At 58.3% G+C, this 21,347-nt stretch carries 19 protein-coding genes; 4 read left to right on the top strand and 15 right to left on the bottom strand.

The window, feature by feature from the left end; all coding sequences use genetic code 11:
* Positions 1-106 precede the first annotated feature (106 nt).
* Complete coding sequence (locus ACP15V_RS01160) at positions 107-2,524, top strand: methyl-accepting chemotaxis protein (protein WP_424941849.1); 2,418 nt, start codon at positions 107-109, stop codon at positions 2,522-2,524.
* Between the two features lie 40 nt (positions 2,525-2,564).
* On the opposite strand, the gene ACP15V_RS01155 is transcribed toward ACP15V_RS01160, so the two are convergent.
* From ACP15V_RS01155 to ACP15V_RS01145, 3 genes are all read right to left on the bottom strand, one after another.
* Positions 2,565-3,359 (bottom strand): crotonase/enoyl-CoA hydratase family protein, encoded by a 795-nt coding sequence (locus ACP15V_RS01155; protein ID WP_424941848.1) that lies wholly within the window; start codon positions 3,357-3,359, stop codon positions 2,565-2,567.
* A gap of 74 nt (positions 3,360-3,433) precedes the next feature.
* On the bottom strand, positions 3,434-3,859 hold the full coding sequence (locus ACP15V_RS01150) for a PaaI family thioesterase (protein ID WP_424941847.1): 426 nt from the start codon (positions 3,857-3,859) through the stop codon (positions 3,434-3,436).
* A gap of 395 nt (positions 3,860-4,254) precedes the next feature.
* Positions 4,255-5,568, bottom strand: coding sequence for an ATPase (locus ACP15V_RS01145; protein ID WP_424941846.1), 1,314 nt, complete (start codon positions 5,566-5,568; stop codon positions 4,255-4,257).
* Between the two features lie 125 nt (positions 5,569-5,693).
* Here ACP15V_RS01145 and ACP15V_RS01140 point away from each other — a divergent pair, with 125 nt between their 5' ends.
* Positions 5,694-7,349: a hypothetical protein gene (locus tag ACP15V_RS01140; RefSeq protein ID WP_424941845.1), complete on the top strand. Its 1,656-nt coding sequence runs from the start codon at positions 5,694-5,696 to the stop codon at positions 7,347-7,349.
* A gap of 111 nt (positions 7,350-7,460) precedes the next feature.
* Here ACP15V_RS01140 and ACP15V_RS01135 read toward each other — a convergent pair whose 3' ends face one another.
* The 12 genes from ACP15V_RS01135 to ACP15V_RS01080 form a co-directional block, all read right to left on the bottom strand.
* Positions 7,461-7,985 (bottom strand): A24 family peptidase, encoded by a 525-nt coding sequence (locus ACP15V_RS01135; protein WP_424941844.1) that lies wholly within the window; start codon positions 7,983-7,985, stop codon positions 7,461-7,463.
* Entirely contained in the window at positions 7,978-8,844 is an 867-nt protein-coding gene (locus ACP15V_RS01130; protein WP_424941843.1) for a tetratricopeptide repeat protein, read from the bottom strand. Before ACP15V_RS01130 ends, ACP15V_RS01135 begins: the two co-directional genes overlap by 8 nt.
* 52 nt (positions 8,845-8,896) lie before the next feature.
* Positions 8,897-9,472 (bottom strand): tetratricopeptide repeat protein, encoded by a 576-nt coding sequence (locus ACP15V_RS01125; protein WP_424941842.1) that lies wholly within the window; start codon positions 9,470-9,472, stop codon positions 8,897-8,899.
* A 35-nt stretch (positions 9,473-9,507) separates the two neighbouring features.
* Complete coding sequence (locus ACP15V_RS01120) at positions 9,508-10,482, bottom strand: type II secretion system F family protein (protein WP_424941841.1); 975 nt, start codon at positions 10,480-10,482, stop codon at positions 9,508-9,510.
* Positions 10,483-10,486: 4 nt separating this feature from the next.
* Positions 10,487-11,455: a type II secretion system F family protein gene (locus tag ACP15V_RS01115; RefSeq protein WP_424941840.1), complete on the bottom strand. Its 969-nt coding sequence runs from the start codon at positions 11,453-11,455 to the stop codon at positions 10,487-10,489.
* 24 nt (positions 11,456-11,479) lie between these two features.
* Positions 11,480-12,934 (bottom strand): CpaF family protein, encoded by a 1,455-nt coding sequence (locus ACP15V_RS01110; RefSeq protein ID WP_424941839.1) that lies wholly within the window; start codon positions 12,932-12,934, stop codon positions 11,480-11,482.
* Between the two features lie 13 nt (positions 12,935-12,947).
* Positions 12,948-14,189, bottom strand: a complete 1,242-nt coding sequence (locus ACP15V_RS01105) for an AAA family ATPase (protein WP_424941838.1) — start codon at positions 14,187-14,189, stop codon at positions 12,948-12,950.
* Between the two features lie 379 nt (positions 14,190-14,568).
* The gene (locus tag ACP15V_RS01100) at positions 14,569-15,246 is read right to left on the bottom strand and encodes an OmpA family protein (RefSeq protein ID WP_424941837.1); all 678 of its coding nucleotides are present in this window, start codon (positions 15,244-15,246) and stop codon (positions 14,569-14,571) included.
* Positions 15,247-15,249: 3 nt separating this feature from the next.
* Positions 15,250-16,662: a type II and III secretion system protein family protein gene (locus ACP15V_RS01095; protein WP_424941836.1), complete on the bottom strand. Its 1,413-nt coding sequence runs from the start codon at positions 16,660-16,662 to the stop codon at positions 15,250-15,252.
* A gap of 280 nt (positions 16,663-16,942) precedes the next feature.
* On the bottom strand, positions 16,943-17,791 hold the full coding sequence (gene cpaB / locus ACP15V_RS01090) for a Flp pilus assembly protein CpaB (RefSeq protein ID WP_424941835.1): 849 nt from the start codon (positions 17,789-17,791) through the stop codon (positions 16,943-16,945).
* Positions 17,792-18,055: 264 nt separating this feature from the next.
* Positions 18,056-18,247, bottom strand: coding sequence for a hypothetical protein (locus ACP15V_RS01085; protein ID WP_424941834.1), 192 nt, complete (start codon positions 18,245-18,247; stop codon positions 18,056-18,058).
* A gap of 46 nt (positions 18,248-18,293) precedes the next feature.
* A complete protein-coding gene (locus ACP15V_RS01080; RefSeq protein ID WP_424941833.1) occupies positions 18,294-18,485 on the bottom strand; it encodes a Flp family type IVb pilin in 192 nt (63 codons plus the stop codon).
* A gap of 405 nt (positions 18,486-18,890) precedes the next feature.
* On the opposite strand from ACP15V_RS01080, the gene ACP15V_RS01075 reads away from it, so the two are divergent.
* Positions 18,891-19,751 (top strand): lytic transglycosylase domain-containing protein, encoded by an 861-nt coding sequence (locus ACP15V_RS01075; protein WP_424942704.1) that lies wholly within the window; start codon positions 18,891-18,893, stop codon positions 19,749-19,751.
* 2 nt (positions 19,752-19,753) lie between these two features.
* Complete coding sequence (locus ACP15V_RS01070) at positions 19,754-21,187, top strand: UbiA family prenyltransferase (RefSeq protein WP_424941832.1); 1,434 nt, start codon at positions 19,754-19,756, stop codon at positions 21,185-21,187.
* The last annotated feature ends 160 nt before the right edge of the window (positions 21,188-21,347 follow it).

Raw genomic sequence — 21,347 nt, 5'->3', positions numbered from 1 at the left:
TATACCAAAAGATAGGCGATAGCGCCGAATTTGCCGAATTTCCTAACCGCTCTTTCATATTCATGGCTTAGCGTCACCCGTAAGAAACTCTCACGAGGAAAGCTATATGACACGCGCCATGTCCATCATGTCCATGAGCCGGTATCTCGTCGCATTGATTGTGACCACCGGCATTTTGATTTCCGCTGCGACAGTTTATATCTTCTTCCAAATCCGCGACAGCCATGAAGCCTGGCACCGGTATGAACAAGCCAGCTCTGCCCGGGTTCAGGCCGTGACCGAACTTGTGGGCAATATGGGGTATGGTGGTTTTATCCATCACTTCAAAAACTTTGTCCTGCGCAATGAAACTGATCGTTCGATCAAGGTGAACAATGCCGCCAGTGCGGCCCTGAACGCGTTACACCAGTTCGAAACACAAAACCCGACGGACGAAGAACTCCAGGCCGTCAAGGATATCAAATCCGTGATCCATTCCTATCTTGAGGCAATAGGCGAGGCGCAGACCGCGTTTGTCTTTGGGGCGATGCCAGAAGAGGTGGATGCACAGGTCAAAGTGTCGGATGACGCAGCCCTGGCCGGGTTGGAAACGCTGTTTCTGGCCATGGAAAAAGGGGCGCTTGGTGGTGATCCCAACAAGACCACCCATCTGATCGCATTGGAACGTGCACTGGGGTATGGGGGAATGATTCACCAGTTCAAGAATTACGTCCTACGAGGGGATGCCCCCCGCGTCGCCAAAGTCGAAGCCGCAATCGCCAATGCGCGCGCCGCCATGCAGGGATATCAAAGCTTTCCGCATTCCGATGCCGAAGCCAGGGCCCTGGCAGATATCGAAGGGGTTGTGGCGGCGTATGAAGCTGGCATTCGCAAGGTGACAGAGATGAAGCAACAAAGCAAATCTGTCGCCGAGATCGACCAGGCGGTTAAGGTTGCAGATGGCCCGGCCATAGATGCGATCGAACTGCTAAAAGACATGATGGTCTCTGAAACCATTGCTGCGCGCAACACGCTCGAAGAAAAAATCTCTTGGTCGCAGAGGATGGCGCTTTTGGTGGCTGTGGCCCTGGCTGTTGCAGGTGCGTTGATGGCTGTTGCCACATCATTTGTTCTGATCCGTCGCATTGCGCAGCCAGCCCAGGATCTGGCACGGGAAATGGACAAGCTCGCACAAGGGAATACCGATATTTCGGTAGAGCACATGTTGGCCGATACTGAAATCGGCGCCATCGCCCGCGCGTCACAAACTTTCCGTGAAAATCTGGTTCATGCGCGTGAATTGGAAGAACAGCAGACCGCCGCCTCCGCAAGAGAACGTGAATTGCTGGAGCAAAACATCGCCAAGGAAAAAGAGGAACGCGCTGCCGCAGATCAAAAGGCCAGGGCCGAGCAGGAACGCCTGAAAGAAATCCAGATGGTGCAGACAGCCATCAGTGAAGTGATTGACCAGGCCGTGCGGGGAGATTTCTCGCGTCGGGCGAAAGCCGATGTATCCAGTGAAAACCTTTCGGCGATGGTGGATGCGATCAATGCCCTGATGACCGGCATCGAAACCAGCCTTGGGGAAACGGGACGTGTTTTGCAACAATTGGCCAATGGGGATCTCAGTGCGCGTATGGACGGGTATTTTGAGGGGGTCTTTGCCACGCTGCAGGACAATATGAACATGACCCTTCATACGCTGGAAGAGATGGTTGATGCGGTTGCCCGAAGTGGCATGACCGTTGCGCGCCGATCAGATGACATCCGCTCCACTGCAACAAATCTTGCCGAGCGGACGGAAAACTCCGCTGCGTCGCTGGAAGAAGCCGCCGCCGCGCTTGAGGAAATCAGTTCAACCGTATCTTCGGTTTCAGAAAACATCGAACGCGCCAGTGCCAGTGCAAATGACGCAGAACTGAACGCAAAGACGACAACGGAAGTTGCACAACGCGCGGTCACGTCCCTTGATAATGCATCGGAAACGACAAAAAACATCAACAAGATTGTCAACGTGATCGAAGATATTGCCTTTCAGATCAACCTGTTGGCCTTGAACGCAGGTGTCGAGGCAGCCCGCGCAGGTGAAAGCGGTCGTGGCTTTGCCGTCGTGGCATCGGAGGTGCGGGCCCTTGCGCAACGCTCGTCAGAGGCGGTTGGGGAAATTACGACCGTGATTGATGAAAGCACCAATGCCGTGGGCAACTCGGTCTCGATGGTGGCAGAGGCATTGGATAAGGTGACTGAGATCAGCAATGCGATTGGCACCATTTCGCGACAGACCTCTGAAGCAGCGGAGGCGGTCAATCAACAAGCCAAGGGATTGGTCAGCATCAGCGAAACGATCACCCATCTGGATGCGGCCACGCAAGAGAATGCCGGATTGTTTGTGCAGGTCCGTGAAAACAGTGAGCACCTGCAGGAACAGGCGCTCACGCTTGAAAACGCTTTGGGAAAACTGGTTGTGCAATCGTCAACCAGCATCAGTGAGGATGCAGCAGATGCGAAACTAAGCGCTGGAACCAACATCGCGGCGGCGGAGTAAGGTTCATGCACCTGACCGGCGGCGTTGATTTCTTAGGGGTTCAGTCCTTGAACTGGGGCGTGCGCTTTTGCATCCCGGCAATCACGGCTTCCATCTGATTGGGTTGCCCAATCAGCGCTTTCTGAGCCGTACTTTCCGCCATCAAGGCCGTCGGTGTGTCCATATGCTCGGTCTCGGTAATCAGCGATTTCGCACGTCGCACCGCATCGGGGGATTGCTGAGCGATCCGCGCAGCCAGATCCTCAGCGGCTTCAAGGGGGGCGTCATTCACCTCGGTCACAAACCCCCATTCGAGCGCCTGCCGGGTTTCGAAGGTTTCGGCGGTATATGTCAGCTTGCGGATGATATCGGTCCGGGCCATGCGTGGCATTAACGCCATGCCCCCCATATCGGGCACCAATCCCCAACGGCCTTCCATAATGGAAAATTTTGTGTCGGGGGCTGCGATGCGAATATCGGCGCCAAGCATCAACTGAAACCCTCCCCCCAACGCATATCCATGGACCGCAGCAATGACCGGTTGCGGCAGTTCAGCCCAGACCATGGCCACCGCCTGGAACAGATTAGAGCTGCCATGCGTGCGGGCCTCTATCCCGTCCCCGGACATGGCGATTTGCGCCAGCTGCTGCATGGCAGCCAAGTCGAGACCTGCACAAAAGGCCTCGCCCGTTCCGGTCAAAACCACCGCGCGAATATCCTTGCGGGTTGCCAGCTCTTGCCCGGCGGCGACAATCGCCTCGATCATTTTCAGATCCAACGCGTTTCGTTTTTCCGGGCGCGACAGGGCCACGGTGGCAACCTGGCCGGTTTGGGTGATGGTGACACGATCAGACATTGCGGACCTCTTCCTGTTTTTTCGAAAGTAGTGACGAGTTTTAGCGGCGTGAAAAGGGTCACGTCGCGGCAGTGTCAGATTTTAACCGGAACCATGGTGCCCAAAAGGACCGCGATCTGCCGCTGTTCATCGCCCTGAACCGCCCAGACTTTCGCTTCTACGGTCACCAACCGACGCCCGGCGCGCAGCACCTGTCCCTCTGCCACCAAACGTTCTCCTTTGGCGGGGGCCAAAAGGTTGATCTTGATTTCAGCGGTCAGCACCTCATGTTCCGCGCTCATTTTGGTCAAAGCCGCGTAGCCGGCGGCGGAATCGCCGAGCCCGAAAGTCAGTGCCGCGTGACCAAAGCCATGCTGTTGCCGATGGCCGTCGAGGATCGGTGCCGAAATACGGCAATACCCGTCGTCCAACGCGTCCAGACTTGCCCCAAAACTGGTCATCATCGATTGGGCGGCGAAGCTTTTGCGAATGCGGGTATCGGTCTCAGATGTCAGGGGCATGATCTCTCCTTGCAAAGCACGCTAGCACCTGTGGCGGGATGGCAAAGGTCAACGTTGCGTCACAGGCCGGGGGGCGTCGGGTTGTGATGATCGGGAAGAATGGAACGGATAGGTGAGTGTCCGGCAGGGGCTTTTGCCAGATTGAGAGCTTTTCAGAACGGCCAGGATCTTTGGGGAATGGGCATGCTTCAAGCGATGCCAGCTCTGCACGTCGTCAAAGAGGTTCGGTGCAGATCGAGCAATATGTGGACGTCATCGCGTACGAAGCGTGACGCTGAAGCTTAGGTTTTTAAGCAGCGATAGGGGCGGAGCACATTTTGTGTGAACTCTGCGCGCCGCCCCAATATCACCTGCTGCTGGTGATCCGGTCGTGTTTGGGTCTTGACCCCTGTTGATCAGTGAACGATCTCTTTTTCGCTGACGAACATGTTTTCCCAGGCCCGGTCGATCAGGTCCGGGGTCATCTGATAAGGAATGCACTCGAACTCGCAAATCGAAATCATCTGGTCGATCAGGAAGATCGGCTGATAGTTTGCATAGATATTGTCGATCGTCGGGTATTTGTTTTTCAGAAGGTAAATCAGCGCCTCTTCGTTCAACGGCATTTTTTTCTTCCGCGCGACCATGGCAAAGATCTTCAAAAACCCTTCCTGATCCGGCCCGTCGATGATGATTTTGTAGAAGATCCGGCGCAGCGCCGCCTTATCGAAAATCTTGTTTGGGTGGAAGTTGGTCGAAAAGATGACCAGCGTGTCAAACGGCACTTCGAATTTTTCACCTGATTGCAGCGCCAGAATGTCCTTGTTCTCTTCCAAGGGCACAATCCAGCGGTTGATCAACGCCTGCGGTGGTTCCGACTGGCGCCCAAGGTCGTCGACGATAAAGACGCCGCCGGAGGATTTCAGCTGCAACGGCGCCGTATAGGTGCGCGCGGTCGGATTGTATTTCAGATCCAGCATGTCGAGCGTCAGCTCCCCGCCGGTGATCACCGTGGGACGATCGCAAAGGACATAACGCCGGTCGAACTTGACCGATGATCGACGCAGGCTGGTGGTGTCATCCAGATGGTCTTCGGCCGCGGTGTGCACAATCGGGTCATAGACGGTGATGATTTGCCCCGAATAGACGATGGCGCGCGGCACGTAGATCTTGTCGCCAAGCGCGTCGCGAATGCCGTTGGAAATCGAGGATTTCCCGTTGCCCGGCGGGCCATACATCAGGATCGAACGGCCCGACCCGACCGCCGGCCCAAGCTGGTCCAGCAGGTTGGGGGGCAAGATCAGGTGCCCCATGGCGCCGGTCAACTGTTCGCGCGACATCTGGATGTTCCGGATCGACTGGCGTTTCATCTGTTTGGAATAGACATCCATCGGCACCGGCATCGCGCCATAATATTCAGACTGTGCCAGCGCATCCAGCGCGCGCGCCTTGCCACCATCGGACAGGCGATAACCCATTTCGCTGCTTTGCGCGCCGGCATGCATGGTGCCCATGGCCTCGACCAGGGTCTGTTCGCGACAAAGGTCGATCAATTCCTGCACGACGCGACCGGGCAGGGCCAGCGCCTGTTCCAGGTCCGAGACCCGTTCAAGATTGGTGCGGAACATGGTTTTCAGCAGGATATCCCGCATCATCACCATGGTCAGCCCGGTGTCCTCCAGCCGCTTTAGCGCAGGTGGTGCAATTAGGTCGGTGGTCTGGATGTTCATGCCTGTGTCCTCACCCAAAACTTGCGATTCACGCCATTTAACGCCAGAACTATGGCCAAAATGACAACGAAACCGGCCCGAACGCGGGCCTTTCCCTAGTTTCGTAAACAATGAAGAGGGCAGGCATGAGCAAAGAAAAAGGCATCATTTTGGCAGGGGTGCAGTTGGCGCTGTTTATTCTGCTTGCGGGTTCGCTCTTGGCGAAGGGCGGGCTTTACATCCGGCAACATGAAGGCGACACGCTGCATCTGCTGCAAATTGTGTTTCGCATGATGGATGGGCAGATGCCCCATCTGGATTTCGTCACCCCCATTGGCATCCTTGCCTTTGCGCCGATGGTGCTTTTTGCCAAGCTGGGATTTGGCGTGGGCGAGGCGTTTTTGTGGGGGCAGATCCTTGTGGGGGCGGTGTTTTTCCCGGCGATCTGGTATGTGTCCCTGACCCGGTTGTCCGGCGTCTGGCGCTATGTGTTCATGGGGGGGATGCTGGTGCTGTGCCTTGGTCTGATCCACGGCGAAACAAACCCGGCCGTGTCGGTTTCGATGCACTACAACCGCTGGGCGTGGGCGGCTGCTTTCCTCGCGATTGTGACCTCGCTTTTGCCACCGCATAAAAGCGAACATGCCGGGCACGGCCAAGTTGTTGATGGGATCATCATCGGCCTGGCCTTTTCGGTCATGGCGTTGATCAAGGCCACCTATTTTGCCGCTTTCCTGCCCGCGGTCCTGGTGGCGCTTGCCACAAGGGGGGCCTGGCGGTCGGTGATCTGGGCGCTGGCTGGTGGCCTGTTTGCGGTGGCCGCGATGACCGCCTATGTGGGCACGCCGATCTTCTGGATCCACTACCTGCTGGACCTTCTGAACGTGGCCACCAGCGAGGTGCGCCCACGCCCCGGTCTGCCCTTTGGCGAAGTGCTGAGCAGCCCGGCCTATCTGCCCGGCAGCCTGCTGGCCCTGGCCGGGGTGATCTTGCTGCGCCAGGCGGGGCAGATGCGCGAAGGGCTGGTGCTGTTCCTGCTTTTGCCCGGGTTTTTCTATGTCACCTATCAGAATTTCGGCAATGACCCGCAATGGATTGCGCTTCTGGGGATCCTGCTGATTGCCCTGCGCCCGGATCGCGTGGTGTATAACGGCTTTGGTTGGGACCTTCGCCAAGCCGTCACGTTGGTGGCGATGTCCGCCCTTGTGCTGTCCGCCCCGTCTTTCCTGAATATCGCGCAAAGCCCGTTTCGACACCTGATGGAAGAGGCCGAGGATTACGTGCCGATGTTGCCCGGGGTGGCGGGGCAGGATGACCTGCTGACCTTCAACCTGCGCGCCCACCGGATCGACGCGAAACACGCGCTGGACGGGCCAGATACAATCTTCTCGGCCTTTTACGACCCCGAGGCGCGAAAGGACGATGCCACGACCTTTCTGGGCGAGGATCTGCCCTGGTGTAGTCTTGAGCTGGGCATGGTGGCCTGGTTCAAAACCATATCCGATGATCTCGTTGCCTCTGGGCTGGTCGAGGATAAATCCTATTTCGTGGCGGATCTGCTGCCCAGCTATTGGCTGTTCGGGGCCGGGAAACCGGTGCCCGGTGCGGCCCCCTGGTATTACGGCGATCTGACGGGGATCGAAAATGCGGACCTGCTGCTGGTGCCGCTTTGCCCGCTGGCGCAGGACACCCGCAAGAAGATCCTGGACGAGATTTCGGAACAGGCCTGGGCCGGGCAGGTCACCGAACTGCGTCGCACCGGGGAATATGTGCTTTACCGCCTGCCCACAATCGGCGGGTGATCCGGCCTGGGAAAGCTTCAGGCGACAAGACATGAAAAACATGAAAAAGCCCCGCGTTTTGCGCGGGGCTTTTGTTTTGAGGCGTCTTTTGGGATCCGCGTCTTACCGGCCTTAGGCGCCGTAGAGTGCCCCCACGGCCAGATAGAGGATCAGGCTGGTGCCCAAACAGAGGCCCATCGGGAAATCCTTGCGCTGCCAGCTTTCCCAATTGGGTGTGGCGCGGCGCACGGCGGGGATGGCGCGGGCAATGCGATGCAGGGCAAAGCCAATCAGAAGCGTAGCGGCGAACATCATACAAAAGAGATACACATCGCCCAGGGCGATGAACGGTGCCATGGCGGCGGCAAATTTGGCATCTCCGGCCCCGAAAGCGCCGGCAATATTGAAGACAAAGCCGATCACCAGCACCACGACCAGATGCAAATAGCGCCAGGGATAGTCCGCGAGGGGCAGGGCGATCAGGCCTATGATCGCAAAGACCCCAACCAGCGCCATCACGGCCTTGTTCGGAATTTTCATCCGCTTCAGGTCACTTAGCGCGGCCCAGATACAGATCGGGGCCGCGAAGGGCAGGAACCAAAGTGAGGTGGTCGCGGATTGCACGGTCAATGCGGCGGCGATGACCGGATCAGCCATTGGACACGTTGTTGTCGAGCGCCTGAAGTGCGCGCACGGCGGCCTCGAAATGCTGCGGATGGGTGTTGATCGCTTCGTTCAGAAGACCTTTGCCAATCGACACGTCGCCCTGTTTGATCGCCGACAGGGCCATCGTGTGCAACAGTTGTGCGCGTTCGACCTGGGTCAGATCGACGATCGGCAGATCATATTTGCGCTGTGCCGCGCGGGCCAGAACCAGGTTGTTCTTGGCGGTGAACATGGTGGGGTCATAGTTCAGCGCATCTGAAAACAGCTGCTCGGCGCCTTTGTAATCGGCGCGGGTCAGCTTGGAATAGCCCCAGTTGTTCAGGACCGAAGAGGGTTTGGTCGACAGGCCCATGGCGGTTTCATAGAAACTGTCGGCCTTTTTCCATTCCTTCTTGCTGTCGGCCACCATGGCTTCCAGCCGGTAGCGTTTATAGGTCTCATGGGTCGGCGGCACTTTATCAAGCTCGATCTCGGCCTGTCCCCAATTGCCCGAACGGATCAGCGCATCGGCCAGCCCAACCCGGTCATCATTGGTCGCGCCGGACATGGAGACGACTTTTTTCCAGACAGGGACGGCCTGGGTGGGTTGCTTGGCGCGGATCAGGGATTTGGCCAGCCCCCGTTGCAGGTCAACCCGATCGGGCTGGTCCTTGGTGGCGCGGGTGAAATAGGCCACCGCTTCTTTCGGATCGCCAACCGTCAGCATGATGTCACTGAGGTTGCTTTCGTCGATCACGTTCAGGTCGGCCAGGGTCCGGTCCACCTCTTCCGAGGAATTGCCGGGTTTCTGGCAGGCGGAAAGCGCAAGTGCGCTGCCCAGACACAAGGTCAAAAGAAATTGTTGGCGCATGCTCTGGCGTCCTCTACTGCTCAATACGCGCGCTTTTGGCCCTTTGCGGGCTCTAAAGTGTCGACAGGAGCAGGTAATCCCCTTGCCCCCGACGCATCAGCGCGAAGTTGTCCTCATTCACAAAATCATAGTCGGGGTTTTCCAATCTGGCGATAGCCAAGCGCAAATTCTCGCGAATATCGGCAGATTGGCCACTATCCAGCCCGAAAGCGAGGCGGAAGACGCGGGCCGCTTCGGGGATTTCGCCTTTCTCCATCAAGACGACCCCCAGATTGTTCCAGGCGGGAACAAAGCGTTCGTCCATATCGACCGCCTGGCGCAATTGCTTTTCAGCCTGGCCCAGACGGCCCAGTTTCAGGTTGGCCGAACCGATGGCCGACAACACATCCACGGTGATGCCGTGATCTGCCGCCGAGCGGGTATAGGCCTTGAGCGCCAGTTCATATTCGCCCGCCGTCATCAGGCGATGGCCGACAATCAGCCCATCCACGCTGTCCGCCCCGCGTTTTATCCCCTTTGGGGCATAGGGGGTGTCCGCGGTGTTTGGGTCAAAAGACGAAGACCCCTGACAACCGGCAAGTGCGGTTATCAGGGGCAGGATCATGATCATGGGGCGAAGTTGCGTCACCCTCGTTCTCCTTGCGGGGGGCGGCCCCGCGCCGATCAGAAGCTGATCTTCGACAGGGTCTGCACCACGTTGTAGACGGACGGCCCCAGCAAAATAATCAGAAGCGGCGGCACGGTCAGCATCATAGTGGCGAGTGTCATCTTCGTGGGCAAGGTGTTTGCCTTTTCTTCCGCCCGCATCACGCGTTTGTCCCGCATTTCGGCAGAAAAGACACGCAGCGCTTCGGCGATCGAGGTGCCGAAGGTGGCGGATTGGATCAGCACGGTCACGAAACTGGCCACATCGGTCACGCCTGCGCGTTCCGACATGTCGCGCAACACCTGCACCCGGTCCTTGCCGGCCTTGATTTCCTGGCTGACAATTTCAAATTCATCTGCCAGGGCAGGATAACCCGCGCGGATTTCATGTGACACGCGGATGATGGCCTGATCCAGCGACTGACCGGCCTCGACGCAGACCAGCATCATGTCGAGCGCATCGGGAAACCCGTTGGTGATTTCTTCTTTGCGCGTTTCCAGGCGGCGGGTGATCCAGTATTTCGGCAGCATATAGCCCGCGATACCTGGGCCAAGGATCCACATGACCTTGTTTGTTGTGGTCAGTTCGACCGTCGGGTTTTGTGATTTCAGAAACACAATCACCACGCCGAACAACAAAAGGCCGATCCCCAGCGCAAATTGCGCAAAGTGAAAGGTGCGGACGGCATTTTTGCCGGGATAGCCCGCCTGAAGCAGTTTCAGCTGGATGGCGGAGTATTCTTCTTCGTTCTGGGGTTCCAGAAAGGCCGAGTATTTTTCAAGCTTGTCCCCGCCGCCCTGGATCCGCAGGGCCTGGCGTTCATCCCCGCCGGAATTGCGCCGGGTGTCGCGCAGCTTGTCCAGCGGGTCGGCTTCTTTTTTGAACAGGATCGGGACCGCGATCAGCATCAAGAGAAAGCCAAGCCCCCCCACCGCGATCAGCGGGCCCATCGGGCCAAACTTGTCTACCAGGATTTGGTTCAGAACTTCCATGGGCTTACACCTTGATGTTCACAAGCATCTTCATCACGAAGATGTTGGCGATCAGGAACCCGGCCACGACCAGGCAGGCCGGGATGAAATAGGCGGTTTCCTTCACGTCGTTATAATAATCGGGCTGGACCACATTGATCATGACCAGCGCACCGATCGGGAAGATCGACAGGAACATCCCAGACCATTTGCTTTCCGCGGTGATCGCCTTCACCCGTCGAAACAGTTTGAAGCGCGAGCGGATCACCTTGGCCAGACCGTCCAGAATTTCGGCCAGGTTACCACCGGATTGCTGTTGAATGGTCACGGCCACGGCAAGAAAGCGCAGATCCTGCATATCGAGCCGCTCAGCCATCGCTTTCAGGCTTTCGCCCACATCGCGGCCATAAGAAGCCTCGTCCGAGATCATGCCAATCTCAGTGCCCAGCGGATCGGGCACTTCCTTGGCGACGATCTGGATGGCCGAGGTGAACGGGTGGCCGACGCGCAAAGAGCGCACCATCAGTTCCACCGCGTCGGGCAATTGTTCTTCCATCATCGACATGCGTTTCTTGGCCTTGTTGTCGATCCACAGGTAAACGCCGCCAATCCCCATCGCGATCGAGACCGCGATGCGCACCGGGGTTTCCGCGCCGGTGCCGACGGTCAGCCCCACATAAGCCACCGCAGCCAGCACCCCCATCAGCGCAAACAGCTGGGGTGGCGAAAAGGCGATGGCGGCCTTTTGGGCTTTCAGCGCAAGGATGGAATAAAGCGGAAAGCCCTTGGCTTTCATGTGCTGGCTCATCTCCTTGCGAAGCTGTTCCAACACCTCTTCGCGCCGCGCGCCTTTGTCCAGAAGGTCCAGGCGGCGATTGACGCGGCTGTTCAGGCTGATCGATTTGCCAAAAACAGCCAAATAGATGCTTTCGACCAGCAAAAGGACCGCGCCGAAGATCAGGCCATAAATCAGAAGTTCCGGTGAGATGGACATGGGAGTTTCCTTTGGCTGTCCTGATCAGATGATCGGTTCGAAAATCGTGGCGGGCAGGTCGTAACCCCATTGGCGGAACCGGTCCGAATAATGCGACCGCACCCCGGTGGCATTGAAGCGGCCGATGATCTTGCCGTCGGGCTCCAGCCCCAGGCGTTCATAGCGGAACACTTCTTGCATCGAGATCACTTCGCCTTCCATGCCGGTGATTTCGGTGATCGACACCATGCGGCGCGACCCGTCCTGCAGGCGCGAGGCCTGTACGATCAGGTGCACAGCCGAGGCAATTTGCGAGCGCACCGCCTTCAGCGGCATTTCGATCCCGGCCATGGCGACCATGTTTTCCAGACGCGACACACCATCGCGCGCCGAGTTGGCGTGAATTGTGGTCATCGACCCGTCGTGGCCGGTGTTCATGGCCTGCAACATGTCGATCACTTCCTCGCCGCGGGTTTCGCCGACGATGATCCGGTCCGGGCGCATCCGCAGGGCGTTTTTCAGACAGTCGCGCTGGCTGACCGCGCCTTTGCCCTCGACGTTGGCGGGGCGGCTTTCCATGCGTCCCACATGGGTCTGTTGCAGTTGAAGTTCCGCAGTGTCCTCGATCGTCAGGATCCGTTCCGAGTTGTCGATAAAGCTCGACAAGGCGTTCAGCGTGGTGGTTTTACCAGAGCCGGTCCCGCCTGAGACGATGATGTTCAACCGGCAGGCCACGGCGGCCTGAAGATAGGCGGCCATTTCTTCGGAAAACGCGCCGAAATTCACCAGCTCGTCAATGCCCAGCTTGTCTTTTTTGAACTTCCGGATCGACACCAGAGAGCCATCCACCGCAATCGGCGGCACCATCGCGTTGAAACGTGACCCGTCGGCCAGACGGGCGTCCACATGCGGGTTTGATTCATCGACACGCCGCCCAACGGCGGACACGATCTTGTCGATGATCCGCATCAGGTGGCGTTCGTCCTTGAAGGTGATGTCGGTCAGTTCCAGCTTGCCCGCCCGTTCCACAAAGATCTGTTGCGGTCCGTTGACGAGGATATCGTTCACGTCATCGTCTTTCAGCAGGGTTTCCAGCGGGCCAAGCCCGGTGACTTCGTCATAAAGTTCCTGGTTGAGCGCCACCCGTTCGTCGCGGTTCAAAACCACACTTTTGTCTTCCAGAAACTCCGAGGTGATCGCGGTGATTTCCTGACGCAATTCCTTTTCCGACGCCTGCTCCAGCGCCGACAGGTTCAGGTTGTCGAGCAACTCTTTGTGCAGCTCGACCTTGATTTCCGACAGGCGCTCCTTGCGCTTGCGCTCCTTGTCCAGGGGGGCCGCACGGGCGGAGACCTTTTCGGCTGCCGGTTTGCGCTGGGCGCGCGGCGTGGCGAGGTCGGCGACGGCCCCTTCGGTTTTGCCGCCGGGGACAGCCTGCAGGTTCGGCACACCTTCTGCCTTGGGCGGGCGGGGGCTTTGTTTTTTGTATCGTGAAAACATTCTGACCTCCGGATCAATTGGCCGCTACTGCGTCCTGGTTCACCTCATGCACGGATTTGGCGAGTTTCTGGATTTCGCGTCGAAGCGGGTTCTTGGCGGCCCCTTCTGCAAGTGGCACACCGTGGTCACCCGCCTGTACAACCGCTTTCAACCCATCGGGAAGTTGAACTTCGATATTGATATCAAGGCTTTCCGCCAGGCGTTTCACACGGGATTTGCCCGACAGATCGGTGAACTTCGGCGCGCGGTTCAGGATATGGCGCAGCTTGTTGACCGGCAGATCCTCGCTTTTGAGCGCTTTGATCATCCTGAGGGCATTTTGGGCCGAGCGCATGTCCAATTCCAGCGTGGTGAAATACACATGTGCGGCTTGCAGCACCGTTTCCGTCCACTGCACTACGGTAGAGGGCATATCGATCACCACGTAATCGAAATTGCAGCGCGCCATGTCGATCAGACGCTCGACATCTTCACTGGTCAACAGATCCAGCGGCAGCATGTCATTGGGGGCCGTGAGGACCTGCAACCGATCATTGAAGGTCAAAAGCGCCTGCATAAAGCTGTCGCGATCCATCGCTTCGGTGTCGGACAAAAGTTCGTACACGGTGTCGCGGCGCGGCAGGTCCAGATAGGTTGAGGTCGACCCGAATTGCAGGTCCAGGTCCAACAGGCAGACGCGCGGGGCGCGGTCTTTGTCGACCATGGTCAGTTCCCAGGCCAGGTTGACGGCCAGTGTGGTGGCACCGGTGCCCCCCGCCAGGCCATGCACCGCCAGGATCACCCCTTCACGGTCGCCCTTGGGTTTTATCGCGGCATCCGCATCGCCCGCGACCGGAAAGGTCGGCGGTGGGGTGCGCAGCCGTTCGATCACATCATGCAACGCGCCTTCGGGAAGCGGGTAGGGGACAAATTCAGCCGCCCCCATTTTCAACAGCTGATGCAGGGCAATTGGGCTGACCTCTTCGGCGATCACAATCACCTTGATGCCCTTTTCGACGGCGGTCTTAACCGTCATCGCAACCTTTGACAGGTTTTCTTCATCGTCGTCATCAATGGCGATGGCGACAAATTCCAACGTATCGGCTTCGGGCTGACCAAAAAAGGCGACGGCGTCATCAATGGACAGGTCCCCCCAGGCTTCGCCCAGTTCGGTTTCCATATCCTCAATCAACAGGTCGAAATTCTGCACGTCCCGAGAGATCGTGCAGGCGACGATCGGGGCGGCATCAGGCTGTATCGCAACACTGCTACTCATTGCCTTTGTTCCTTCCAAAAAACGGTCCAGCTGCGCGCGCTTCTTCTGGCGGACATCGCACAGGACCGTGCGCGATTCGAAATCGTTGGCGCGCACTGCTCCAGTTCCCTGATTTTGTGACAGGCAATCTTGGCAAGATTGGGGCTAAAAAACCGTAATTATTCGTCATTTCGCGACGATACGGGGGCAGGGGGAGGGCTGTTTCGAAATGCGGAACAGGTGAAAAAGAAGGGAGTTGGGTGAAAAGCGCATCAATAACAGATGGTTAGACTGCGGTTGTGAGGCTGGGCTTGAGAGCGCCCGCGCAACGGGCTGTGTTCAACCGAAAAGGGCGTGACCACCGGCCACGCCCCATTCATTTCATTTCCGTTAACGGCGCTTATTCTACCGCGCTGCCCGAGACCCCTTCCTGGGTCAGTTCAGGGATCGGAACCGCGCTTTCCACATATTCGCGCTGAATGACCTCGGCATATTTGCCTTCCAGCACAGTGGGGTGACGCCCCACGAAACCGGACACTTCGGTGACGGTGCGACGGTTGCGCGCTTCGCGTGTCTCGGTCTGAATCAGCGGCCGGGTTTCGCCATAGCTGACCACGGCTTCCAGGCGGGACCGGCTGATGCCCTGAGACACCAGGTAGTTCACCACCGCCCGCGCACGGCGCAAGCCCAGACGTTTGTTATAGGCGCTGGAGCCGACCAGATCGGTATGGCCAAAGACGCGGAACCGCACTTCGGGGAATTGGGCAATCCAACGGGCCTGTTCGGTCAGGATCGCGCGCGAATTTGCGTCAAGCCGGGCGCTGTTGAAGGCAAAGTTCACCGTGTCCGGCACCTCCTGCCCGAACCGTTTCGCCAGATCGATAACCCAGTTGATATCGCCGTTATGCACCCCGGTGTTATGCGCGGTGGGCGATCCGAAATAGCCCTCATCAAGGAAATCCCCGGCAGAGCCGGACACAACCCCCTGATAGCCATCTCCACAGGCGGCCAGCAAAGCCAGAACGGAACTTGCGGCCAGAAGGGGCTTGAGTTTGGTTGTCACTACGGAGGTTTTCATGGATCAGTCCTCCATCACATAGCCATAAGAGCCCGAGAAATCCTGTTTGGCCACTTCGCCTGCCGCGCCCTTGGTCGGGCGGTTCGGGGCAGCGGTTTTGCCAAAGAGGAACAGATCTTTTTCCGAAGGCGGTTTGATCCGGTCCGTGGGCAGGGCCAGGGCTTCGCCCCGGGTCGGGGTGACCAGATGGGCGGTGATGATCACCACCAGCTCTGATTGCTGGCGCTCATATTCCGCCGAACGAAACAGCGATCCCAGCACCGGAATATCCCCCAACCAGGGCACCTGGCCCGACAGGTCACGGAAATCATCTTCGATGAGCCCGGCGATGGCAAAGCTTTCGCCATCGCGCATCTCGACCACGGTCGAAGCTTCGCGGCGGCGGAAGGCCGACACGGACAGGCCGTTGCCGGTGTTCACGCTGGTGGTCGGGTCAATGCCCGAAACCGCCGTCTTGATATCAAGGTTGATCACGTCACCGGACAAAACCCGCGGTGTGAAGGTCATTTCCACACCAAACGGCTTGTAGCTGACGGTGACATCGCCATCTGAACTGATCGGAACCGGATATTCTCCGCCCGCCAGGAAACTGGCCTCCTGCCCCGAAAGGGCGGTCAGGTTGGGTTCTGCCAACGTGCGCACAACACCTTTGGTTTCAAGGGCTTCCAGAAGGATGCCAACCTGGAACGATCCAGCGTTGAAGCCAAGCGCAATCGCGCCTTCCTTGTCAGAGGGCACCGAGATCGACTCGTTGCCCAAGGCGTTCGTGCCATCCAGCCATGTCCCGGTTTCCGTGTTCACACCCAGATTGGTGCCGCCATTGATCGCAAGCGAACTGGACAGCGCCTTGCGGACCGAGCGTTGCATTTCAGCGAAACGCACCTTCAACATCACCTGCTGGGTGCCGCCCACGGTCATCAGGTTGGAAACACGTTCCGGGGCATAGCGTTCGGCAAGATCCAATGCGCGGTCCATCCGGCCAATTGAACTGACGGTCCCAGACAGGACAATCCCGTCATTGGCGGTGCGCACCTCGATATGTTCACCGGGCAGGATCTGACGAAGCCGTTCCTTGAACTCGGCGATATCCGGGGCGACCCGGACCTCGACATTGGTGATCAGGCGCCCGTCACCGCCCAGAAGGGTCAGTGTGGTGCGCCCCGGGGCCTTGCCGAGCACATAGATGGTGCGATCCGACAGGGTCGAGATGTCCGCGATGCCTGGGTTGGCAATCGACAATTCCGCAAACGGGGTGTCGCTTTCCACCACAACCGCCCGGTTCATCGAAACATTCAATGCCGAAGAGGTTGCGCCGCTCATCACGCGCAAGGTTTCAGCCATGGACCCGGTCGGAAGACTTGCTGTCCCGAGTGCAACCCCCACAAGGGCCGCTTTCATTAGTCTATCAATTTTCATGTGATCCTGCCTTTTCGATCACGCCTCTGTTTTTTGGGGTGTTTTCGTCCCCATTCTTGTCGCGACCATTGCCTGTTCGATCGCTGGGGCAGCCCGTTTATTCCGGATCATTTTGCCCAATTGATTGCGACCATGCGCCAGATTTTGCTTTTTTGCAAGAATCAATACCTTAAGCGCCTCACCCCATGTGGTGTGGTCGCAACAAATACGGGGCCGCGCGGGCCCCGTTTGCTGAGTTTGATCCGCTCCAAAGCGGCGCCTGTCCCAAGCGGCGCCGGGCTTACTGCGTTGGGCAAGCCACTGGAACTTCGACAATCTCTGCGCCACGGCGGGTGCGGATTGTGCAGGTTTTCTGCGCCACTTCCTGCGGGGCATCCACGACGCCCAAAAGCTCGTTCTGGCCAATTTCAACTGTGCCAGAGACGGTTTCATCCCGAACCCCAACCAGCGAAAGGGACAGTTTGCCCGAGGATTGTGCCTGGGCAAGAGCCGCCACCTGGCGCGGTGTCGCTTCGATGGTCACGGTGCGCGCAATGGTGGGGGAGCTGCGATCGCTGTCGGCGGTTTGGTCCACTGCGATCAGCGGGATCGACGCTTCGATCAGCTTGGTCACCTCGCGTTCATCGCCGCCAGCCGTGGGCATGCGGCCCGTCCAATAGACATCCACCCGGTCGCCGGGGCGCAAGAAGCCGGACACACCGGAGGTCACGTCAACGCGGATGGCAAAGGCGCGCATGCCGGCGGACAGGCGGGCGCTGACACCGGCATCCTGACCCGGTTCGGTCAGTTTGACCTGCATCAGGGCTTCGTCCTTTTCCATGGCACGTGTCACGGTGCGATAGGGTTCTTTGCCCTCCGGGAACAGGTCCGCGAGCGCGGTAAACGTGCCTTCGGGGATGGCATTTTCGGGCCAGCGAACTGCGCGAACGGTTTCTTCGGTGATCCGCTGCCCATAGCGCAGGGGAACGGTCGAGACGAAAACCTCCACAGTGGGAACATGGGCGGCGGCGGCGGCCCGTTCTGCTTCAAGCTGGGCCTGATAGACCCCGATATAGTCGCGGGCCAGATAGACGGCGAAGCCCGCCAGGGCGACCCCGAAAACCAGTACCAATCCAAATACGGCACGCATGGGATTTCCTTTCACAACACGGGCGCAACTGCGCGCGGTTCAAAATCTGACCCTGATCGTGCACAACGATTAGGGCAATATTATGGACAGAAGGTGAAATGTTTCCAAATTACCGATTGAAGAAGAAACAATTCAAATTCTGATGTCGGCTTTTTGATGGTCAGCCCGTCATATGACAGTTTGAACAAGGCGCGGAAAGGGGGCGGTGCAAATGAAAAACCGCGCCCATGGGGCGCGGTTTTCCGGATCCGTCAGATCTGGCCCTTAGTGGGACATGATGGTCATGGTGCTCAGGGTCGATGAGATCCGGTCCGCCAGAACGTTGGTCCCATCGGAAACCGAGCTCAGAACAGCCAGGCCCAGGCCCACGATGGCAGCGGTCAGCACGACCCAGTCCACGGTCACGGCGCCATCTTCGTCAGATTTGAATTTGTTGATCAGGTTGAAGAGTTTCATTGTCTTGGTTCCTTGAATGAATAGTGTCAGTTGGGTCATGAAACCCTTAGTGGGACATGATGGTCATGGTGCTCAGGGTCGATGAGATCCGGTCAGCCAGAACGTTGGTCCCGTCGGAAACCGAGCTCAGAACAGCCAGGCCCAGGCCCACGATCGCTGCGGTCAGCACGACCCAGTCCACGGTCACGGCACCATCTTCGTCAGCTTTAAACTTGTTGATCAGGTTGAAGAGTTTCATTGTCTTGTCCTTCCTAAAGGTGTCTCAGTCACGTTGTTTTCCAAGCGCAACCCTGTGAACCACCTTTGTTTCGATCCTCAGTGCCGCTCGGCATGGGTAGTAATTAGCCCTTTGAATGGGGCAAGAGTTGGGCAGGTTTCGTTCCTTTTTGAGGATCTTAATTTTTTGCCGCAAAAAATACGTAACTGACTGAAAATAATGGAAAATAAAAGTGAGAAAAATTAAGATGTACTGGATTTTCATCAAGTGAGACGACAAATTTACCGCAATTTCTGCAGGAATTTCTGGTCTTTTTGCCCATGATTTGCGACAAATCCTTAAAAGAAACCCGGGATCAATCCCGAACCATAGGGCCCGTTGCAATATGAAAACGGGCCAGGCAGCCAGAGAGCAGTGTTGCTGAAGATGCGGTATGTGGCGAAGAGAGCCCTGATATCGGCCCTTGTGGGGCTGATGGTGACCGGTGGCGGGCACACGGGTATCCTGTACGCAGCGGATCCACCCGCGAAAACCACACCGCCACCGTTTCCAGAGTTCACCTTCAAGAAAATCGGTGTACCAAAAACGGGCGGCAAGCGCATCACCGTGCAAATCGATCCCGAAGAGCAGGCACGCCTATTGGCCCCGCCCGCGCCCGCGGTGCCAGAGGGGATCGCCGCGAAGGACGCGCCTCTTGCCCCCAGCGGGTATGAATGGTTCTGGACCACCGTGTCGCCCAAGCTTGACAAAAGCGGACCGGGAAACATGCAAAAGGCCCTGGCGGCACTGGACGCCCGCGACGGGTTGGCCGCACCCAGGTTGCAGCACCTGCAAAACATTGCTGCCACGCATGGGATCGACATTTTGAAGGCCACGGTGGGGACAAATGTGTCCCCGGCCTGGGTTTTGGCCCTGATCGCGGTGGAAAGCGGCGGGCGGGCAGACGCGATCAGTTCTGCGGGCGCACAGGGCGTGATGCAATTGATCCCTGACACCGCCGCGCGCTTTGGCGTGTCTGATCCAACCGACCCCGCGCAAAACATCAAGGGCGGCGTGGCCTATTTGACCTGGTTGATGCAGCATTTTGACAATGACCCGATCCTGGCGATGGCCGGGTATAACGCCGGTGAAAACGCGGTGACGGAAAATGGGGGGGTGCCCCCCTATGCCGAAACCCGCGCCTATATCCCCAAGGTGTTGGCCGCCTGGCGTGTGGCGCGCGGATTGTGCCAGACCCCGCCGGAATTGCTCAGTGACGGGTGCGTTTTTTCAGTGAAAGGATCTTGAGAATGTCGAAGAACCCCCTGGTGCTGGATGTGGATGGCACATTCCTCAGGACCGACATGCTGTTTGAATGTTTCTGGGCGGGGCTTGGGCGCGATCCCATCGCCACCCTGCGCGCCTCGTTTCGACATTTTCGCGATCCGGCAACCCTGAAGGCCAGGCTGGCCGAGATTGCCCCGTTGCGGGTGGATCTGCTGCCAGTATCTGAACCGGCAAAGGCGCTGGTGGCAGAGGCGCAGGAGGACGGGCGCGAGGTGGTGCTGGCGTCGGCTTCGGACATTTCGCTGGTCAAACCGCTGGCAGAACATCACGGCCTGTCGGACCGGGTTTTCGCCACGCAGGGGCGCAACAATCTGAAAGGCAATGCCAAGGCCGAGGCGCTGGTTGAGGTCTTTGGCGAGGGCGGGTTCGACTACGCGGGCAATGCGCCGGTCGATCGGCCGATCTGGCGCCGGGCCGATCGGGCCGTTGTGGTGGGGGACAGCACATCTGCGGCGGAAATGCGCGATGCGGGCAAGGATGTGCTGGAACTCGACGGGGGCTGGACCACCAGGGACCTGATCAAGAGCTTTCGGCCCCATCAATGGGTCAAGAACATCCTTTTGTTCCTGCCGCTGATCGCCGCTCATGATTTCTCGCTCTCGACCATCCTGCTCGCCGTACTGGGCATCATCAGCTTTTCCGCTGCCGCCTCGTCGATCTACCTGGTCAATGACCTCTTGGATCTGGAGGCCGACCGGTTGCATGTGAAGAAATGCAAGCGCCCCTTCGCGTCCGGGGCGGTGCCGATCCAGGTGGGGATGGCCGCGTTCTTTGGTCTGGCCGCGGTGGCCCTTGGGCTGGGGGCGGCGCTGTCGCCGGCCTTCCTTGGCGTGGTGGCCTTCTACATGGTGCTGTCGTTGGCCTATTCGCTGAAACTGAAACGGATGCGCTGGATCGACATCGCGGTTTTGGCGAGCCTTTATACGCTGCGCGTGGTCGCAGGCGCTGCGGCCACCGGGATTTACGTGACCGGGTATCTGCTGGTCTTCATCTTCCCGGTGTTCCTGGCGCTGGGCTGTGTGAAACGGCTGACCGAACTGACGCTCGCCACGTCGGACGAGCGTCTACCCGGGCGTGGCTATGGCCGTGCGGACCGGCCCGACCTTTTGAACGTGGCGTCCTTGGGCGTCATCGCGGCGCTGGTGGCGTTCTTCCTTTATTCCTACACCGATCAGGCGATTGGCCTTTACAAAACACAGTGGCTGATCTGGGTGGCCGAGATCCCGATGGCCCTGTGGATGATCCGCATGGTGCGGCTTGGTTGGTACGGCAAACAGGATCACGACCCGATTGTCTTTGCGATGAAGGACAAGCGGGGGATTGGCCTGATGCTTATGTCGATCTCGATTATGTTTTATGCGGCCGGGCTGTGGCAGAAGTGGATGGGGCTGGGCTGAGGCGGGGGTAGCGGGCCGCGCCCGGTCTGCGCTCTTGCAGAGCTGGAACGCGCGCGGCGGTGGCCTCGCTTTGCTCGGCAGATTCCTTGCCTTCGGCGAAGGTATTTATGGCAAGAGGAAAAGACAGTCTGCCCTTCCTCTTGCTAAAAATACCTCGGGG

The organism is Aliiroseovarius crassostreae, from assembly GCF_049803815.1.
Lineage (GTDB): Bacteria > Pseudomonadota > Alphaproteobacteria > Rhodobacterales > Rhodobacteraceae > Aliiroseovarius > Aliiroseovarius crassostreae_A.
This window is presented reverse-complemented; position numbering and strand designations above follow the sequence as displayed.

Coding starts and splice junctions, on each gene's coding strand:
- ACP15V_RS01160 (WP_424941849.1), top strand. CDS start 107: ATGACACGCGCCATGTCCATCATGTCCATGAGCCGGTATCTCGTCGCA.
- ACP15V_RS01155 (WP_424941848.1), bottom strand. CDS start 3,359: ATGTCTGATCGTGTCACCATCACCCAAACCGGCCAGGTTGCCACCGTG.
- ACP15V_RS01150 (WP_424941847.1), bottom strand. CDS start 3,859: ATGCCCCTGACATCTGAGACCGATACCCGCATTCGCAAAAGCTTCGCC.
- ACP15V_RS01145 (WP_424941846.1), bottom strand. CDS start 5,568: ATGAACATCCAGACCACCGACCTAATTGCACCACCTGCGCTAAAGCGG.
- ACP15V_RS01140 (WP_424941845.1), top strand. CDS start 5,694: ATGAGCAAAGAAAAAGGCATCATTTTGGCAGGGGTGCAGTTGGCGCTG.
- ACP15V_RS01135 (WP_424941844.1), bottom strand. CDS start 7,985: ATGGCTGATCCGGTCATCGCCGCCGCATTGACCGTGCAATCCGCGACC.
- ACP15V_RS01130 (WP_424941843.1), bottom strand. CDS start 8,844: ATGCGCCAACAATTTCTTTTGACCTTGTGTCTGGGCAGCGCACTTGCG.
- ACP15V_RS01120 (WP_424941841.1), bottom strand. CDS start 10,482: ATGGAAGTTCTGAACCAAATCCTGGTAGACAAGTTTGGCCCGATGGGC.
- ACP15V_RS01115 (WP_424941840.1), bottom strand. CDS start 11,455: ATGTCCATCTCACCGGAACTTCTGATTTATGGCCTGATCTTCGGCGCG.
- ACP15V_RS01110 (WP_424941839.1), bottom strand. CDS start 12,934: ATGTTTTCACGATACAAAAAACAAAGCCCCCGCCCGCCCAAGGCAGAA.
- ACP15V_RS01105 (WP_424941838.1), bottom strand. CDS start 14,189: ATGAGTAGCAGTGTTGCGATACAGCCTGATGCCGCCCCGATCGTCGCC.
- ACP15V_RS01100 (WP_424941837.1), bottom strand. CDS start 15,246: ATGAAAACCTCCGTAGTGACAACCAAACTCAAGCCCCTTCTGGCCGCA.
- ACP15V_RS01095 (WP_424941836.1), bottom strand. CDS start 16,662: ATGAAAATTGATAGACTAATGAAAGCGGCCCTTGTGGGGGTTGCACTC.
- cpaB (WP_424941835.1), bottom strand. CDS start 17,791: ATGCGTGCCGTATTTGGATTGGTACTGGTTTTCGGGGTCGCCCTGGCG.
- ACP15V_RS01085 (WP_424941834.1), bottom strand. CDS start 18,247: ATGAAACTCTTCAACCTGATCAACAAATTCAAATCTGACGAAGATGGC.
- ACP15V_RS01080 (WP_424941833.1), bottom strand. CDS start 18,485: ATGAAACTCTTCAACCTGATCAACAAGTTTAAAGCTGACGAAGATGGT.
- ACP15V_RS01075 (WP_424942704.1), top strand. CDS start 18,891: ATGCGGTATGTGGCGAAGAGAGCCCTGATATCGGCCCTTGTGGGGCTG.
- ACP15V_RS01070 (WP_424941832.1), top strand. CDS start 19,754: ATGTCGAAGAACCCCCTGGTGCTGGATGTGGATGGCACATTCCTCAGG.